The 17,208-nt window shown below is 59.6% G+C and carries 16 protein-coding genes; 10 read left to right on the top strand and 6 right to left on the bottom strand.

Translation table 11 applies throughout. The features are described from left to right. Positions 1 to 13 precede the first annotated feature (13 nt). Complete coding sequence (gene exoK, locus C5L13_RS19385; protein WP_407070450.1) at positions 14 to 811, bottom strand: endo-1,3-1,4-beta-glycanase ExoK; 798 nt, start codon at positions 809 to 811, stop codon at positions 14 to 16. Positions 812 to 814: 3 nt separating this feature from the next. Then, positions 815 to 1,963: an acyltransferase family protein gene (locus tag C5L13_RS19390; protein ID WP_205836856.1), complete on the bottom strand. Its 1,149-nt coding sequence runs from the start codon at positions 1,961 to 1,963 to the stop codon at positions 815 to 817. Positions 1,964 to 2,733: 770 nt separating this feature from the next. Here C5L13_RS19390 and C5L13_RS19395 point away from each other — a divergent pair. Both C5L13_RS19395 and C5L13_RS19400 read left to right on the top strand, forming a co-directional pair. Next, the gene (locus C5L13_RS19395; RefSeq protein WP_105384907.1) at positions 2,734 to 3,702 is read left to right on the top strand and encodes a glycosyltransferase family 2 protein; all 969 of its coding nucleotides are present in this window, start codon (positions 2,734 to 2,736) and stop codon (positions 3,700 to 3,702) included. A gap of 42 nt (positions 3,703 to 3,744) precedes the next feature. Beyond that, on the top strand, positions 3,745 to 4,692 hold the full coding sequence (locus C5L13_RS19400; RefSeq protein ID WP_105384908.1) for a polysaccharide pyruvyl transferase family protein: 948 nt from the start codon (positions 3,745 to 3,747) through the stop codon (positions 4,690 to 4,692). On the opposite strand, the gene C5L13_RS19405 is transcribed toward C5L13_RS19400, so the two are convergent. Next, positions 4,683 to 5,684: a glycosyltransferase family 2 protein gene (locus tag C5L13_RS19405; protein ID WP_105384909.1), complete on the bottom strand. Its 1,002-nt coding sequence runs from the start codon at positions 5,682 to 5,684 to the stop codon at positions 4,683 to 4,685. The genes C5L13_RS19400 and C5L13_RS19405 overlap by 10 nt on opposite strands. A gap of 86 nt (positions 5,685 to 5,770) precedes the next feature. Further along, positions 5,771 to 6,064: an exopolysaccharide production repressor protein gene (locus tag C5L13_RS19410; RefSeq protein WP_105384910.1), complete on the bottom strand. Its 294-nt coding sequence runs from the start codon at positions 6,062 to 6,064 to the stop codon at positions 5,771 to 5,773. A gap of 728 nt (positions 6,065 to 6,792) precedes the next feature. On the opposite strand from C5L13_RS19410, the gene C5L13_RS19415 reads away from it, so the two are divergent. The 4 genes from C5L13_RS19415 to C5L13_RS19430 all read left to right on the top strand — a co-directional run bounded on the left by C5L13_RS19415 (position 6,793) and on the right by C5L13_RS19430 (position 11,262). Next, positions 6,793 to 7,473 carry a sugar transferase gene (locus tag C5L13_RS19415; RefSeq protein WP_105384911.1) on the top strand — a complete coding sequence of 227 codons (681 nt, stop codon included), beginning with the start codon at positions 6,793 to 6,795 and terminating at the stop codon, positions 7,471 to 7,473. Positions 7,474 to 7,579: 106 nt separating this feature from the next. After that, a complete protein-coding gene (locus tag C5L13_RS19420) occupies positions 7,580 to 8,833 on the top strand; it encodes a polysaccharide biosynthesis/export family protein (protein WP_105384912.1) in 1,254 nt (417 codons plus the stop codon). A gap of 7 nt (positions 8,834 to 8,840) precedes the next feature. Further along, complete coding sequence (locus C5L13_RS19425; RefSeq protein ID WP_105384913.1) at positions 8,841 to 10,169, top strand: O-antigen ligase family protein; 1,329 nt, start codon at positions 8,841 to 8,843, stop codon at positions 10,167 to 10,169. A gap of 79 nt (positions 10,170 to 10,248) precedes the next feature. After that, positions 10,249 to 11,262, top strand: a complete 1,014-nt coding sequence (locus C5L13_RS19430) for an acyltransferase family protein (protein WP_105384914.1) — start codon at positions 10,249 to 10,251, stop codon at positions 11,260 to 11,262. Positions 11,263 to 11,275: 13 nt separating this feature from the next. Here the strand turns inward: C5L13_RS19430 and C5L13_RS19435 are convergent, their stop codons facing one another. Together C5L13_RS19435 and C5L13_RS19440 are read right to left on the bottom strand one after the other, a co-directional pair. Continuing rightward, positions 11,276 to 12,904, bottom strand: a complete 1,629-nt coding sequence (locus tag C5L13_RS19435) for an FAD-dependent oxidoreductase (protein WP_105384915.1) — start codon at positions 12,902 to 12,904, stop codon at positions 11,276 to 11,278. 131 nt (positions 12,905 to 13,035) lie between these two features. Continuing rightward, a complete protein-coding gene (locus tag C5L13_RS19440; RefSeq protein ID WP_105384916.1) occupies positions 13,036 to 13,944 on the bottom strand; it encodes an AraC family transcriptional regulator in 909 nt (302 codons plus the stop codon). Between the two features lie 151 nt (positions 13,945 to 14,095). Here C5L13_RS19440 and C5L13_RS19445 point away from each other — a divergent pair, with 151 nt between their 5' ends. From C5L13_RS19445 to C5L13_RS19460, 4 genes are read left to right on the top strand one after another with little or no spacing between them, the layout of a single operon-like run. Next, positions 14,096 to 14,281 (top strand): hypothetical protein, encoded by a 186-nt coding sequence (locus C5L13_RS19445; protein ID WP_105384917.1) that lies wholly within the window; start codon positions 14,096 to 14,098, stop codon positions 14,279 to 14,281. Next, positions 14,278 to 15,162, top strand: a complete 885-nt coding sequence (locus C5L13_RS19450; protein ID WP_105384918.1) for a carbohydrate ABC transporter permease — start codon at positions 14,278 to 14,280, stop codon at positions 15,160 to 15,162. Before C5L13_RS19445 ends, C5L13_RS19450 begins: the two co-directional genes overlap by 4 nt. Before the next feature lie 2 nt (positions 15,163 to 15,164). Then, entirely contained in the window at positions 15,165 to 16,073 is a 909-nt protein-coding gene (locus tag C5L13_RS19455; protein ID WP_105384919.1) for a carbohydrate ABC transporter permease, read from the top strand. A 4-nt stretch (positions 16,074 to 16,077) separates the two neighbouring features. Beyond that, the gene (locus C5L13_RS19460) at positions 16,078 to 17,190 is read left to right on the top strand and encodes an ABC transporter ATP-binding protein (RefSeq protein WP_105384920.1); all 1,113 of its coding nucleotides are present in this window, start codon (positions 16,078 to 16,080) and stop codon (positions 17,188 to 17,190) included. Positions 17,191 to 17,208: the final 18 nt, after the last annotated feature.

A 17,208-nucleotide genomic window follows, 5' to 3' on the forward strand; every position in this document is an offset into this window, starting at 1 on the left:
GGCGAGCCAACGCTCAGTCGAGCGTGCAAAGTACGGATTCGGGGAAACGGCAATCCTCGCCGATCGCCGTGAAGGCAATGCGGTCGACGGACATCGATGCCGACTGGGTATAGGAGAATGCTCCCATCCAGTTCTTCAGCGTGTCCGTGCCCCAAAGGCTGACGAAGATCTTCTGAGGATTCGACGGTATCTTCGCCTTGTCAGTCACTTCCTGAACCAGTTTGCCGTTCAGGAAATAACGAAGGCGGTTTTCTTCCCAGATGAAGGCATAGTCGTTGAACCCCTGGTCGGCGCCGCCGGCGACCGGCACCAGCTTTTCATTGCCGCCCTTGGCGCCGATATATTGATTGACCTGCACCTCACCCGCATTCTTGCCGAGAACCTCGAAGTCGATCTCGTCATGCGGTTTCTTGTCGGTGGGGCCGATATAGGTGAAGAACGCCGAATTGAGGCCGGAGCCGGTCGCCGCCTTCATGCGCACCTCATAGGTGCCATAACCGTAGCGCGCCTTCGTCTGGATCTCGCCGCAGGCGTAGTTCCGGTCCTTGGCTTTGCCTTCCGAAAATCCCAGCTGCAGGATACCGTTCTCGACCTGTACCTGCTTCTTCGACCAAGTGCAGTTCTGATGGCTGCCGTTGTTCCAGCCGTCGGAAACGTACCAGAAGGAACGGTCGAGGCTGTCGAAGTTTTCGACGAAGGATTTGCTGTTGGCTCCCTGCTGCGCCAGTGCGGCAGTCGAAAGCATGCCCAACCCTGCGGTTGCGATGATGATCGTGCAGGTCTGCTGAATCTGTCTGGCTTTCGCCATCATGTTTCACCTTTGCTGTTGCGTCATGGCCGGTTCGCCAGGGCGAGATAGTCCGGCAGAGGAATGGGATTTTGCGGCTGCGGCGAGCTTGGCCTTCCGCCCGCGGCTGCCGGTCAGCACTTCGTAGATGGCCGGCATCGTCCGAGAGACGAGGCGGTTGGAGAGGGCGAGGATGATGAAACTCGCCAGCGCCGCGCCGAAGTAGAAGAGCAGGTAGAATTCATCTCCCGCCAGGCGGTTCCACACCATCCACATCACCACGAGCAGGGGATAATGGGCGCAGAATATCCAGAAGCTCAGGCTGCCGGTGGCAGCGAGGCGCCGGCCGATCCACGGGCGGATCAGGAAGGCCGACATCAGCCAGAAGCCGCCGACACCGAGGATCGATAGCGTGTTGCGGGCAAGATCGACGGCCCATGGGAAGTCCGGCCCCGTTTGATACTGAACGACGGAAAGCAGGGCCGCAGCCGCGAGCGCAGCCGCGCTGCCGACGCCGGCGAACCGGTCGAATGCCTTGAGGTCCTGCCGGTTGAGCGCCAGGAATATGCCGAGCGTGAAGCTGAAAAGGATGGTTTTCTTCAGCACGATCCCGAGCGTCACCTCGGGCAGGATCGCCACAAAAAACAGGACGCCGAGCGTCGGCGCTGGATAACGGCGGACCAGGAACGCGAGGATCGGCGAAAGGATGATGCAGACGACGAGGTCGCGAAGGAAATAAAGCGGCAGATTGATCGGCAGATCTTCCGTCGCCAGCCCGTAGCTCAACAATTCCCGCGGCGAGTCATTCCATAGATCAGGAAAATAACCCGCGCCGACGCCCATGCGCTGAGCCGCGAACACCGCGACAAACAGGCCCCCGTTCCAAAGCAGGAAGGGAATCAGCACGGTTCTCGCCTTCGAACGCAGCGTCTTTGAATAATCGAACCCGCTCCAGCCGCGCTGGAACAACAGATAGCCCGAGATGACACTCAGGCACGGCACGCCGATACGAAACAGACTGTCGCCTAGAAAGACGCGCAGCCAATCAAAGAAACCGTTTGCCCCGATGAAAGGGCTGGTCTGCGGATCATGCGGCACATGCACGAACACGATGCCGGATATCAGCAGTATACGCATCAAATTGATACGGGAGGATATGTTCTGATCAACAGTCAAACGAGTCACCCCTTTTGGGCAGTGCCTCCCTTCACCGCCGTTTCAATCAGAGCAGACTTGAGCCCGCAATCCGAAAAAGGATCGCCCCGACTTTGGCGCAAAATGTGGCGACGCAGCAAAAAAACGTTTGATGACAGGTCTCGGGGGCCCTGGCTCAATTGTTTTTTACCCCTCAGAATTTGTAGCACCTATCATAATTTCCAAGGGTTTCGCGCCAAGTTTTCATAGATGATTGTTGCAGCGCAGCACGCGGAAAAATTCTGTTTCTCGGCGACAAAAATGTTCTATGTGACCGTACCGGGTTACCGCGCGGGCTCCAAACCCACTTGAAGTGTGGCAGGATCAAGGCAACTTTGCGGCACATTGAGGCGAAGGGCACTCAGCTGCGGCCCCCAGCTGCCGGTGACGGATAAATCGCGGAATTTTTCGAAGCGTGAGCCACACACCGTCTCGAAAGATGGTGAGATGCGCCGCGCCGATCATGGCCGGAAACTGCAGCAGAAATAGGCGTCTCAGGTACCAATTTAAAATCTTCCGGCATCTGTGGTCTTGCCGGAATCGACGCCGTGACAAATTTCAGCCCGAATGTGGCGGTCTTTGATAGCACGCTTCAGCCGACATTCGGCGTGACCGCTTCACGCCTTTGGTTGGAGCATATGTCAAAATCCCGTTGCTGAAGTTCAGTCTTATACGGCAGCGAGCTGCCGCCTAACCCGGAGCCCGACGATAGTCAGCGGCTTGCAATTCTTTGAGGAAGCAGGGGCGAAAACATGGCGACGTTCACGGTTGTTATTCCGTTTTATCAAAAGGAGGCCGGCATACTGCGCCGGGCCCTGAAATCGATCTTCGATCAAAACTATCAGGACTTCGACATAGTCATCGTCGACGACGAGTCCCCCCTGCCCGCCGAGATTGAGCTTCAAGATGTTGATGAAGCTTGGAAATCTCGCATTCGAGTCATTCGCCAGCCGAACGGTGGGCCGGGAGGAGCGCGCAATACCGGTCTCGACAATGTGCCGGCGGACACGCGGTTCGTTGCGCTGCTGGATTCCGACGACGTCTGGCTGCCGGACCATCTCCAGAATGCCTATGACAGCATGACCCGGTTCGGGGCGGAGTGCTACTGGGCCTCGATGCAGCCCAGCGAAGAGTTCTATTACCACTTCGGCATGGCCGAGCTCGAGCGGACTGAGGGTGGCGTCAGGCACTCCGAGGAGCCGCTCGTCATCGAGATGCCGGATCTGGCGAGCATCATGCTCAAGAACTGGAGTTTCCTGCATCTTTCCTGCATGGTCATCGCCCGGCCGGTATTCGAAACGGTCCGCTTCGAGCCATCGCTCCGACTGGCTGCGGAGGATGTGCTCTTCTTCTGCGACTGCATCCTGAAATCGAAGCGGACGCTGCTCTGCGACGCGCCCGGCGCGGCGCGCGGCATGGGCCTCAACATCTTCCACAGCATCGACAACCGCTCGCCGCAATTCCTTCGCCAGCAGTTCAACACCTGGGTGGCGCTCGACACGCTGGAGGAGCGCTTTCGCTCCCGCCCGGGCGACGTGGCATCGATTGCGTCCTACAAGAACACAGCTCGCCGCCAGGCCCTCTGGAGCCAGGCGAGCCGCGTCAAACGGCGGCAATCGCCCGATTTTGGCCTGCTTGCGCGTTGGGTCATGCGCGATCCGGGGCTCATCCGGGCGGCCTTCGAACTCGGTGCCGGAAAGCTCGGGCGCAACGCGCGCTGACATCCGCACATCCCTTTCAACCATCATCCCGCGGAGGCCCGCATGAAAGCGTACTACTGGGAATCGCATCACGGTAATTTTGGCGACGACCTCAATCTCTGGCTCTGGGATTTCCTGCTTCCGGGCTTCCGGGACGTCCATCCGGACGTTCTCCTGGTGGGCGTCGGGACGGTGCTCAATCCGGTTCTTCTGCCGAGCGGTCAGAAAAAACTCGTCGTCGGAAGCGGCTACGGTTATGGCACTCCTCCGGAAACCGGCAATGCCGCCGAATGGGATGTCCGCGCGGTGCGCGGGCCTCTGACGGCCCAGAAACTCGGGCTTTCGCCCGATATGGGCGTTACCGATCCGGCCGCCATGATCACCGACATGCCGGAATTCCAGAACCTGCCGAAGATCCACAAGAAGACCTTCATTCCCCATTGGGAATCGGCCGAATTCGGCATGTGGGGGTCTGTCTGCGAGCCCGTCGGGCTTACCTATCTCGATCCGCGTGGCGAGGCGAAATCCGTGATCCGGCATATCGCCCAGTCGGAGCTGATCGTCGCCGAATCCATGCACGGAGCAATCCTGGCGGACGCATTCCGGGTGCCGTGGGTGGCGGTCAGCACATCCAGATCCATCAACAATTTCAAGTGGAACGACTGGGCGAGCTCTGTCGGCACAACCTATGAACCGCGCTACGTGCCCGTCTCGACCCGCGCTGAGGCCGTCGCCAAACATTCGCGCTTCTGGGGCATGCGGTTCGACAAAGAGCAGCCGACTCCCCACGCGGCTCCGGATGATATACCCGCCGGCGACGTCATCACCCGCCCCGCCCCGCCCCAGAGCGGCCTTCGCTGCATGGCCAAGCAATTTCTCGCGGCGCCCTCCGTGCTGGCTCTATGGCAGGCGAGCCGCGCCGAGCCACGGCTCAGCCCGGATAGCGCCCTGGAGGAGAAAAAGCAGAAATTCCGGGCCGTATTGGACGGAATTCGCAGGGATTATTTCTGAGCGGCGGGGATGCCGGGCAGAAGATAACGCATCCCTGGCGGTTCGGCCGGCGCGCTCGATTTCGCACGGAGCAGATCGAGCTTATCGAAGAAGATGCCGGTAACGACGGCGGGAAGCGCTTGCGGACGTCCCAGTATGTGGCGGATGGCAGCGAGCTTTCCCGCCTGTGATTTGACGTCCAGGAACGCACGCAGCTCGTATTTGCCGCGGATATGATCCCTGTGCTGCTTGATCACGTTGCGCGCCGCCGAAGACAGCGTCGGATCGGAGAGGATGGCCTCGTCCGCCTCGTAGAACTGCCGCAGATCATCCGTGCGGTGCCTGCCGCTCAAGGAATTCGGCCGCACCACGGCGCCATAGCCGCAATGCTCGATCACCTTGTAGCGCGCGCCGCTGGAGAGTGCCCGCACATAGAAATCGTAGTCCTCGCCGAGCCGCATTTCCTCCTTGTAGCGCAGGCCGTGAGCCTCGATGAAAGCCCTGCGAATCACGGGTTTTAGAAATCCCGTTTCGCCTCGCTTGAGGCCTCGACGGGAGATGTTGCCCTCCACGAATTCGACAAGCGACATGGTGCGTGTACGGGCTTCGAAGCTTTCCGGACGGACGGCCTCCGCTTGGCCATGGACGAAGGCGATATTGTCGGCAATGAGATCCCAGTCATCCTCCGCCAGCATCGGTCCAAAACGGCCGGCAAAAAAGAAATCGTCAGCATCCAGAATGGCAATCAGCGGGGCGGTCGCCATGGCGATTGCGTGGTTGCGGGCAGCCGAAGGGCCGTGATTCCTGTCGAATGAAACCACCTTGAGCCGCCCGGTGCCGTCGTCCACGTCGCGTGCTGCCCCGGCAGTGCCGTCGGTCGAGCCGTCATCTACCACCAGGACTTCGCTGACCTGGGCCTCTTCCAAGGCCGATCGGATGGCTATTCCGATAGTGTCTGCGGCATCCTTGGCCGCGATGATGACGCAGATCGTCTGGTGAGCAGTTCCGGCCATAGCGGTCTCCATGCTTCATCGGTCCCGGGGACTATGGACTTAGGAAAGTGGCCGCGATGTGGAAAGGGGTAGAAAAACCTTAGCCGTCAGGTATCGCTGGCAGGCACGTTGGGAGCGGCATCCGCGCGCATTGTGTCCCGCCGGCTGCTCTCCCTGGAGGTTTTCGAAGAGACCGCATCCGGAGAAGCGGCCTCCTCACGGAACTTTTTTTCGCGATGCACCAGGTAAAGAACGCCCAGGAAATAACCGGCCTGAAGAATGACGGCACAGATAAGCGTCTGTATAAACGCCGTATAAAACGAGTCGGTCATAAAATAGGCCGACACCGCAAAAGCGATTAGTACCCCTGTCATGCTGACAAAGACGCGCGGTGCGTACATGATCCTTCCTCCCGACCGCAAACTTGCTTGGTTTGGCGGTCTTTCGGCTCCTCTCCCACTGCAACAACCATAAGAGCCTGCAAGAGAGGATTCAAGTTTTCCTTCGCCACTTATGCCGGACTGTTAGTGAAACTTTCGTAAGGTTCCTCAGGTTCCTTTTAAATATCTCGTTTCTTTCTCTCTTCTATCCGGTGCCCGCGAGACCATCGCCACCCTTTTGCCACATTTCCGCCGCGGTTCGGAGGCGCTGGAACGTTTTTTCCGTTTCCACAGCCCAAGCGAACCGAGACTTGATCAACTTTTGTTACAAAGCTTAAGAAGGCGGCCCGCCGATTATTGCAGTGCAACATTGTATTGCGGCGCAACAGGGGTGGGCCTTTGGTCCTAACCGCAAGCTACTTTGGTCCCGGTCGCAAAGACCGGGCGGGAGTATAGCTGAAATGCAAGCGGGGGTACGCGTGATCTATATATGAGGGGGCGTTAAGAATATTGGTTACCAGGCCATCTCTACGAGAGGCTTACAGTAGTTTTTCAGCTTTCACCGGGGGGATTCACAATAGAAAGCCCCTGACCACAGGCAGGCCGCACGAGGACGACCAGCCATCCCACATGGTTGAACCGAAAATTTGGCTGGCATCAAATTCCGAACACAGACTTATTATCACATTGCACGGAAATAAGCGCCGTAATGGCACCGACTATCGCAAAACCTAAATGGAGTTCACTCTATGAAGTCAGCGACACGTTCGGCAGGTTCGCCGTTTTCAACTTCTGACCAAGCCGGCAGGGTTCTGCCCACCGGCGGCTTGGCGAAGCGAAGCTTCGACATAACAGCCGCCGCCCTCGCACTCCTCCTTTTCAGCCCCATTTTCATTATGATCGCGGCGCTGGTAAAGTTTTCCGACCATGGACCGGTCTTGTACGGACATCGTCGGATCGGTCATAATGGCCGCACGTTCAAATGCCTGAAGTTCCGCACAATGGCCGTCAATGGCGATGAAGTTCTGCGGAATTACCTCCGAGACAATCCGCAAGCTGCGGAAGAGTGGCGGGCGACCCGCAAACTCAAGAACGACCCGCGGGTGACAGTCGTGGGAACGGTCCTGCGTAAGCTCAGCCTCGACGAACTGCCCCAGCTCCTCAACATCCTGCGTGGAGAGATGAGCGTGGTCGGCCCCCGGCCGGTGGTGGACGAAGAGCTGAACCTCTATGACAGCTTTGCCGCCTTTTACCTTCGGACCCGCCCGGGCCTTACCGGCCTGTGGCAGATCAGCGGCCGTAATGACGTCTCCTACGAAAGCCGCATCGCTTTCGATACGCAGTATGTTCAGAACTGGTCGCTTCTCGGCGATGTCTCGATCATTGTGAGAACTATCCCTGCCGTTTGCATGGCACGCGGCAGCTACTGATCGTTCTTTCTCTTTCCACATGACCCGAACACCGGTCGCCTGACCGATCGGGAAATGATGGACCCGGAGCGTGGAAGCAATTCCACGCCACTTGAGGAAAAAATCCATGCAGATACGAACCGCCTCCGCGAGGAGCCTGCGTGTTTTATGCTTTCTGGCCGGCGCGCTTCTCGCGCTGACCAGCAGCGCCCTGGCGAATGACAACAGCTATCGCCTCGGCGTGATGGACAAGCTGCGTATCCGCGTTGCGGAATGGCAGCCGGCCGACGGTACCGTACGCAACTGGGATGCAGTCAGCGGCGATTACACGATCGGCCCCACAGGCTCGCTCTCCCTACCCTTCGTCGGCGACCTCCCCGCCGCAGGGAAGACGACCGGAGAAGTGGCGAAAACCATCGGCGAGGAATTGCGCAGCAAGTTCGCGCTGCGCAATCTTCCCTCCGCTTCGGTGGAGATCGCCCAGTTCCGTCCGGTCTTTGTCACCGGCGATGTGAATACGCCCGGTGAATACCCCTATGCGCCCAATCTTACCGTCTTGAAGGCTGTCAGCCTTTCCGGCGGACTTCGGCGTTCCGATGCCGGCCAGCGTTTCGCGCGGGACTTCATCGATGCCCGCGGTGACGCTGCGGTCTACGATTCCTCGCGTGGCAGGCTGCTCGCCCGCCGTGCCCGATTGCAGGCGGAAATCGCTCGCGTACCGGAAATCAAGATGCCTGCGGAACTCGAAAAGACTCCCAACGCGCCCCAGTTGATCGCCAGCGAAGCTGCGCTCATGAAATCGCGGCGGGATCGCTATGAGCTTCAGCTGAAGGCGCTGGCAGACCTCCGCGGCCTTCTCGAAACCGAGGTACAGTCGCTCAGCCGGAAAGCCGAAACCCAGAAACGTCAGCTGCAGCTTGTCAGCGAAGATCGGGACAAGATGGCCCGTCTGACGGAACAGGGACTGGCGACATCGAGCCGGCGCCTCACTTCCGAAGAACGGGCGGCAGACCTCGAATCGAACATGCTCGATACGGATACAGCCGCACTGCGCGCCAAGCAGGACATCAACAAGGCCAACCAGGACGAAGTCAATCTGCGCAACGACTGGGAAGCGCAGCGCGGCAAGGAACTGCAGGACACCGAGGCCGAGCTCGAAAAGCTCGGATTGCAGCTCACCACCAGCCGCGAGATGATGGCCGAAGCACTGGCACAATCTGCGGAAGCTCTGAAATTCGACCCCTCCGGCCAGGCCGCCACGATCAAATACCTCGTGGTGAGAGACGACGGCCAGGGACCGAAGGAGATGACCGTTGGCGAAAACGACAAGCTTCTGCCCGGCGACGTCATCAAAGTCAGCTCAGAACTCCTGATGCAGTGAGGACGGCATGAGGATCGCCAAATCTGCACTGATCGATTCGGATCGCAACGAGATCTATGGCATCGCGGCTGTCGCGCTGTCATTTTTCGTCTTTGCCTATTCGAGCCGGTTCGGGCAGATTTCGATCCTTGCCTATTATGGCGCGTGGTTCCTGCTGGTTCTCGTCGACTATCGGCGAGTACTCGGCAACTATCTGAAATACATCTGGATCTTCAGCTTTGCGCTGTTCTGTTTCCTCTCCGCCTTCTGGTCGCCCGCCTTCGGCATATCGTTGCGTACGTCCATACAGTATCTCACGCACATCATCTGCGCGCTGATCGCCGTACGGACGATCAGCGCGCAGACCCTCACTCGCGGCGCGATCGTCGGCACTGCGGTCGTGCTGATGTATTCGCTGCTATTCGGTACCTATCTCTACGATGCCATCGACGGCGGCTACAGTTTCGTCGGCGCCTTCTCCTCCAAGAACCAGCTGGGTTTTTATGCCTCGCTTGGCGCCTTCTTTTCATACGCCGCAATCCTGGTATTCCGGGCGCGATCTGTCTGGCTCGTTGGCGCCGCTCTAAGCGGTCTGATTTCGGCCTATTCGCTCGCGGCATCGAAATCGGCAACCTCTGTCATCACCACGATGGGCGTCATCGCCCTTTGTCTGGGAATGCAGGCGATCATGTCCTTGTCACCCCGGACCCGGCGAATCTTCTTTGCCGCCTCCCTGGTTCTGGTCGCGATCGCGGCTGTCGGCGCACTGCAATTCGGCGCCCTGGATGCGATCCTCTCCGTCTTCGGCAAGGATTCGACCCTGACGGGCAGGACCTATCTATGGCAGCAGGGAATCGAGGCGGCCCGGCAGCACCCGCTCTTCGGTATCGGCTATCAGGGATATTGGGTCATCGGTTTTTCGGAGGCGGAAAGGCTCTGGCAGGATTTCTTCATCGCTTCCCGCAGCGGCTTCCATTTCCACAACACCTACATCGAAACCATGGTGGAAACGGGATTGGTCGGGACACTGCTCCTCACCTTCATTCTGCTGACCACCCTCATCGGCCATCTGCGGCGCCTGCTCACGGTGGCCCGGAACCCGGAATCCCTGCTCCTCTTCAGCATTGCCGGCCTGCTGCTCATCCGGTCCTTCGTCGAAATCGACATCATGCATCCCTATCATGTCGGTTCGTTTCTGCTCTATTTCGCCACCGGCAAACTGGCGGTCAGGCAGGTCCAGGCAAACCGGCATTATTTCGACCGTTTCGCTGCCGGCACAGGCAGCCCGCAGGGCGTCGAAGCGCCCGCATCCTTCGGACACGCAAACGGCTTCGAGCTGCGGCATCGGCGCTCCTGATGGGCCAAAAGCCCATCCCGCGAGCTTCTCCCCGCTTCTCTTTGCCCTTTGACGTGCCATTATAGAGGCCCCGACCCAGATGCAGACGCTATACTCCATCCAGTATCTGAGAGCATTCGCTGCCCTGGCCGTCGTGGTATTCCACGCCGGCGAACGGACGGGCCTGCCCTTCACGATCGGCGCCGCGGGTGTCGACGTGTTCTTCGTGGTAAGCGGCTTCATCATGATGGCCATCAGCGACAGCCGACCGGTCGGTCCCGGCGATTTCCTCCGCAACCGTCTTCTGCGCATCGCGCCGGCCTACTGGGCAGCCACCCTGGTCATGGTGATCGGCGCGGTCGCCGGCGTCTTTCCGAACCTGCAGCTGGACCTCGCTCACACGTTCGGATCGTTTTTCTTCATTCCCGTCGCCTCGCCGAGCAGCGGAAACCTCTGGCCGGTTCTCGTTCAGGGCTGGACGCTGAATTACGAGATTTTCTTCTATGCCCTCTTCGCTCTGGTCCTGTTCCTCAGGCCCGCGTCGCGGCTCCTGGCTCTGACGCTCATCTTCGGCGTCTTCGTTATGGCAGGCGCATTGCTGCAACCGAAGAACCCGATCCTGGCCTTCTACACCGCGCCTCTCATCCTGGAATTTGTCGCAGGAGCGGCGCTGGCGAAATTATGGACCGCACGACGCCTGCCGTCGCCAATAGTCGGCCTTTCGCTCATCGCTGCATCGATCGCGGGCTTCGCGACGATCCATCTGCTGAAGCTGGAGTTCGACGCCTTGACCTGCGGCCCGCTGGCGGTCCTTCTCGTGCTCGGAGCGCTGGCTGTGGAGGCGAACGCCCATCTGCGGAAACTTCCCTTCCTCGCCTATCTGGGCGACAGCTCCTATTCCATCTACCTCTGGCATACCTTCACCATCTCCGTCGTCGTAAAGATCGGCTTCATGCTTGCGCTTCCCGCAGCGGCGATCCTTTTGGTCGCCGTCGTATTGGGCACCGCATCCGGGATCGCCGCCTATGAATGCCTGGAAAAGCCGATCCAATCCCTGTTGAAAGGAAAGAGGCCTTCCCTCCGGCGTTTGCCGATACGGGGTCCGGCTCAATAAGGCGCCGGGATAATCAGTCCTTCGGGGTCGTTGGGCTCTCATCCTTGAGATGCTCCGCAAGGCGGAGGGCGAGCGCCACGGCCGGCAGCGTGGGATTTGCATGCCCGCCGGTCGGGAAGAGGCAACTGCCTGCAAGGTAAAGATTGGCTATGCCGTGGACGCGGCAATCCGCATCGGCCACGCCTTCAGCCGGCGCTGCCGCCATCCGGCTGAGGCCGATCTGGTGGTACCCGTCGAAGGCCTGGTTCAACACCGCTTGCCGCCGCTCTTCGGGAGCGTGCAGATATTCCAGCCGGCCAAGTCCATTGCGCCGCAGCCAATCGTCAAGAATTTCGTGCGACCTCAGCACAGATGAGAGGTCCTGATCGATCACGTTGTAATCGACGGCCAGCGGATCGCTCGGCGCCTGTCCGTCGTTCGCCTTGAGGAACACGCGGCTTTCCGGATTGGGCACCTGCTCGGCGTGGTAGCGGAGGAGATAGCGGCCTTTGGGATTCACCAGCGTACGCCACCGGCTGCGGCGCCGCTGGCGCATGCTTTGAAGCACGCCGAGCAGATCGATCAAGCAGCGCCGATCGGTGAAGATATTCCTCCAGTGCTGCCTGCGGTCGATGTTCTGCGCTCCTCTCGACGTTGGAGCAAGCCCATTCGAAAGACGGCGATAGAGCCCCAGGGTCTTCAGGAAGAGATAGACGAGCGACAGTGCGCCGGATCCGTGGATCGGATCTGCGATCGAGACGGCATCCAGCCAAAAGACGCAGTTGAGAAGCCGCTCCTCCAACTGTACGGTCGCGGAGACTTGAAACCGCCTGCGAAAGATATGGCCCTGGTCGTCGAGCTGGAAGGCGAACTGTCTTGCCATCTCCGGCTTCTCGAACTGCAGCAGCGCGATATAGCCCGTCAGGTGCCCTTGATAGAAGCGTCCGGCGGGTCCCTCATTTCCACCGCAAAACTCCGGCCAGTCCCGTTGCAGCGAGAGAAGCAGACGGGCATTTTCGAGCCCGCCGCCCGCCAGAACGAAATTCCTGGCTGCAACCGGAATTTCCTTGCCGTCTCGTTGAACCGTGATGCTCTCGACCTGCCCGCCCGAGGCATCAATTCGAATGCCGGTGGCTCGACCATTCAGCAGCCGTATTCGCCGGGAGCCGTTCAACCGCTGAGCACTTTCGGCTCCCAGATCAGGCTGCCGGCTCCAGCGCTCGATCGCATCGGTGGAGATCGATGCGTCGGGAATGCAAAGCTTCTTAAGAGCCGGTTGCGTCGAACTGCAATTCAGAAAGGAGAAGGCTTCCGGATAATAGGGGCGCAAGGATTCGTGCGGCATGGGCCAGCCGGAATAGGGCACATGGCTGCGCTCCTCGAAATCCAGGTCGTCGAAGGCGACGCAACGGCCGCCCCAGAGCGCCGATGCGCCGCCGATCCCGGGTCGCGACATCGCAAGCGAAGGCGCATGATGAGCATTCTGGAATTCGATACTGCCTGTATTGGCACCAAAAGCGGCGCCGTCGGCCCCCATTTCCAGAAGAGTGACGTCAAGTCCCAGCTTTTCCAGCTTGAAAGCAAGCGCAAGTCCCACAGGGCCGGCGCCGACGATGCATATGTCCGCCGCCTCTGATTCCGTGTCCCGGTCCGCCGCTGCCATGGCCGCCTTTCAGCAAAAGCCCACTCTCAACAGATAACGCGAATCGGTTGGATTGAAACAGCTCCATTGAGCGAAGCCGGGGGGCTTTTTGCTCTGTTGCATGACATCTGCCGCCCGCGTTTTCGCGGGCCTCATCGCGTCAGCGGGTAGAGGAGCTGTCCGTCTTCCTCTCCACGTGGAAACGCCCCCTCACGGCTTCTCCTCTCCGATTGCTGGTAGCCTAAGGGACTGATGCCGATGTAGCGCTTGAACATTCGGGAGAAATAGTAGGCGTCCGAGTAACCGGAAAGCTCTGCGGCCCGCTTCACGCTGCAGCCGCCGGCCATCAGCCCCATGGCGCGCTCCATGCGCTTGAACTCCTGATATTTGTCAGGCGTCCAGCCGACCCGCTTGCGGAATTCGCGCTTGAAATAATCGCTGTTGTAGGGCACCGCGCCTACCGCCCGTTCCACGATCTCGTCATTCAGGGGATCGGCCGCGATCTGACTGGCGGCAACCATCACGGAAAACGAAAGGGCGTCGGGATTGTTGACGTTGCCGACCGACTGCTCCCGCCAGCCGATATGCGCCTGCTCGATGAACTCGATCAGCAGGAACATGAAGAGATGGTGCTGCAGAAGGGTCGTGGAATAGGGCGGTGCATTGTCGTGGTAGTAGCGGGCCAACGGCTGCATCATATCCCAGCGGGCAAGCGTCACCGCTTTTCTGAGGTTCATCTGCGAAATCATGTCGAGGCGCCCGAAGAGGTCCAGGGTGAAATGCTGGGCGATCCCGGTGTAGAGCTCCTTTGACGTAGAGTAGCCGATGAAGCGCGTACCGGCCGGCAGAAGCATGGCTCTCCCCGGTTCCACATCGACCGTCTCGCCCTCGACCTCGTATTGCGCCGAACCCGTCAGGCAGATGATGAGGTCGTGCACGCTGTTCGACTTGTCGACTTTCCAGCTGTGGGTGTGCTGCATCCTTATGGTTGAACGCGTCAGCGTCAGGGCGAGCGCGCCCATGGGAATTCCGGCCAGAACACTACCTTCAATTTCGTCCATCCTTTTCCCCGAATTTGTCGATTTGATCCCGCCGCCAAGATGAGATTATCAGCGCAGGAGCTGAGACCTCAACATATCAGAAGGCCAGATTGGGAGGAAATGGCGGAAATCTGCAAGGTGCCCGACACGTATTGGGCGCCGCGGAGTTCCTATGCCAGAAATTGCGATGCACATTACGGGAAGTATCTCTTCGTTTAAGACTGCCTATATCACCGACGGCTCGCTCAACTGGGTTGCGCTGCCTCCCGATCGCGCCGCAGGCCTCTTCCGCGAGATGATTGTCGCGGCGATGCAGCGCCTGCCGGAAGCACTCGCACAAGCGGGGAAAGCAGCATGAGCGGAGACAGCCGGTTCCTCGGGCTCTTCTACCTATCGCCCTACATCATCGGGCTGCTGATCTTCACGACGGTGCCCTTCGTCGCGTCGCTCTATCTGAGCTTCACGAACTACAACCTGATGGACGAGCCGGTCTTCACCGGCCTGGCGAACTACGTCAAGCTCTTCACCAACGACCGCACCTTCCGCAAATCGCTCTGGGTGACGCTTGTCTACGTGTTCACGACCGTGCCGCTGAAGCTTGCCTTCGCGCTCTTCATGGCCGTGATCCTGAACTACAAGCTGAAGTTCATCAACGTCTTCCGCACGGCCTACTACGTGCCGTCGATCCTCGGTGGCTCGATCGCGATCGCTGTGCTGTGGCGCTACATTTTTGCCGATGTCGGCCTCGTCAACATGGGCCTGAACCTGCTCGGCTTCGAATCCGTCAACTGGTTCGGCGATCCGACCAACGCGCTCTTTACCATCACCCTGCTCCGCCTCTGGCAGTTCGGCTCGGCCATGGTGATCTTCCTGGCGGCGCTGCAGAGCATCGACAAGACGCTCTATGAGGCAGCCTCTATTGACGGGGCCGGCAAGTGGACGAGCTTCGTCTACATCACGCTACCGCTGATCACGCCGGTCATCTTCTTCAACCTGATCATGCAGATGGTCCAGGCCTTCCAGGAGTTCAACGGCCCCTACATCATCACCCAAGGGGGGCCTCTGAAGTCCACCTATCTACTGCCGATCTACATCTATGACGAAGCCTTCAAGCGGTTCGACATGGGCTATGCCTCGGCGATCGCCTGGGTCCTCTTCGTCATCATCATGGCACTCACCCTCATCGCCTTCTGGTCCTCGCGCCACTGGGTCTATTACGCCGGCGACAAGAGGAGCTGACCATGACCGAACACGTTCTCTCCCATGATGCGTCGACGGTTGGCGAGATCGCCGGCGTCCGCGCCCGCGAGCAACGCCGCCACAAGGCAAGCATCGCGTTGCGCTATTTTCTGCTCGCCGCTGTCGGTCTGCTGATGCTCTACCCGCTGATCTGGCTGATCGGCGCATCGTTCAAGACGAATTCGGAGATCTTCGCCAATCCCGGCTTCTGGCCGGAAAACCCGACGCTCGACGGTTACATCAAGGGCTGGCAGACCTCGACGCCCTATTCCTTCGGGACCTTCTTCCTGAACACGCTGTGGATCGTCATACCGAAGGTGATCGGCACCGCGATTTCCTGCACTGCCGTCGCCTACGGTTTTGCCCGCTTCGACTTCCCGTTCAAGAAGGTGCTCTTCGCGTCGCTGATCGCCACGCTTCTTCTGCCGAACGTCGTCACTCGCATCCCGCAGTATCTGCTGTTCCGTGATCTCGGATGGCTCGACAGCTTCCTGCCGCTCTGGGTGCCATCGGCCTTCGCAGGAGACGCTTTCTTCGTCTTCATGCTGGTGCAGTTCCTGCGCGCCATCCCGCGCGATATGGAGGAAGCCGCCCGCGTCGACGGCGCCACCACCTGGCAAACGCTGATCTTCATCGTTGTGCCGCTGCTGATGCCCGCTCTGATCTCCGTCTGCCTCTTCCAGTTCATGTGGACCATGAACGACTTCCTGGGGCCGCTGATCTACATTTCGTCGGTCGACAAGTATCCGGTCTCGCTGGCGCTGAAACTCTCGATCGACACCACCGAGGCCTTCGAGTGGAACCGCGTGCTCGCCATGTCCGTGCTGGCGCTGACGCCGGCGCTCGCGGTCTTCTTCCTCGCGCAGAAATACTTCATCGACGGCATCTCGTCCGGTGGCATCAAGGGATAGTGACATGGCACGTCTGCAACTGAGAAATCTCGAAAAGGACTATGGTTCGTTTCGCGCCGTGCATGGCATCAACCTCGATGTGGAGGACGGCGAGTTCATGGTGCTGGTTGGACCTTCCGGCTGCGCCAAATCCACGACTCTGCGCATGATCGCCGGCCTCGAGCGGATCACCGGCGGCGAGATCCGGATCGGCGGAGAGCTGGTGAACGAAAAGCCGCCGGGCGACCGCGGCATCTCCATGGTCTTTCAGAACTATGCGCTCTACCCGCATATGAAGGTGCGCAAGAACCTGTCGTTCAGCATGCGGCTGAAACGCCGCCCTGCCGAAGAAATCGAAAAGGCGACGGAGCACGTTTCGGGACTGCTGGAAATAAACCCGCTCCTGGATCGGCTGCCAAAGCAGCTTTCCGGGGGCCAGGCGCAGCGTGTCGCGGTCGGACGCGCACTAATCAAGAAGCCGCAGGTTTTCCTGTTCGACGAACCTCTCTCGAACCTGGACGCAAAGCTGCGCGCCTCGATGCGCGTGCGCATCACCGATCTGCACAAGCGGCTGAAGGCCGAAGGTCAGCAGGCAACGGTCGTCTATGTCACCCACGACCAGACGGAGGCGATGACCATGGGTGACCGGATCTGCGTCATGAAGGACGGCCACATCATGCAGGTCGCCGATCCCGTGACGCTCTACAACCGTCCGTCCAATACCTTCGTCGCCGGCTTCATCGGCAGCCCTGAGATGAATTTCCTGGATGGCGAGCTTAAGGGACAAACCCACGTCAAGGCTGCGGATCAGACAGTCGCCCTCGGTGATGAATTCGCGCGCCGGCTGTCGGCCGAAACATCCGGCGAAGTGACGCTCGGCATCCGGCCTCAGCATCTGCGCATCGCCGAAGCCGAGACGCCCGGCACGCTTAAAGGCAAGGTCAACCACATCGAATTCATGGGCCACGAGGTCTACCTCTACGTCGATGTCGGGCCGAGGCGTCTGATCGCCGTGGTGCCTTCGGCTGCCTATGACCGTGCCGCGCTTCGCGATGATTGGGTCTGGCTGAGCCCGGATTCGAAGGGAGTCCACCTGTTCGATCGCCAAACAGGTGAAAACATCAGCCTGGCGATCTGAAACTTCAGCGTTCCAACT

This window comes from Neorhizobium alkalisoli, assembly GCF_002968635.1.
Taxonomy (GTDB): Bacteria; Pseudomonadota; Alphaproteobacteria; order Rhizobiales; family Rhizobiaceae; genus Neorhizobium; species Neorhizobium alkalisoli.